A 229-nucleotide genomic window follows, 5' to 3' on the forward strand; every position below is an offset into this window, starting at 1 on the left:
CGAAAATACCACCGATGCGTACCACTTCCCGATTGTACACAAGTCTTTCGTCAGCTCTCTGGACGATGCAACAGCCGATATTTTCGACTTCCTGGATGGTGAGGGTTTTGTGGAAGACCTCGGCCATGGTCACAGCGTGATGGTGATGATCCCTGAACTGGTGGATCTTGAAGCCGACCTGGATCAGCCAATTCCTGCCCGTTTCGAAGCTCTGGCAGCGGAGCTGCGT

1 pseudogene is annotated in these 229 nt (G+C 53.7%); it reads left to right on the forward strand.

The window, feature by feature from the left end:
* Positions 1 to 229: pseudogene (locus Q4548_RS17130) on the forward strand (aromatic ring-hydroxylating dioxygenase subunit alpha); the annotation flags it as partial.

Source organism: Wenyingzhuangia sp. 2_MG-2023, from assembly GCF_030548295.1.
Lineage (GTDB): Bacteria > Bacteroidota > Bacteroidia > Flavobacteriales > Flavobacteriaceae > Wenyingzhuangia.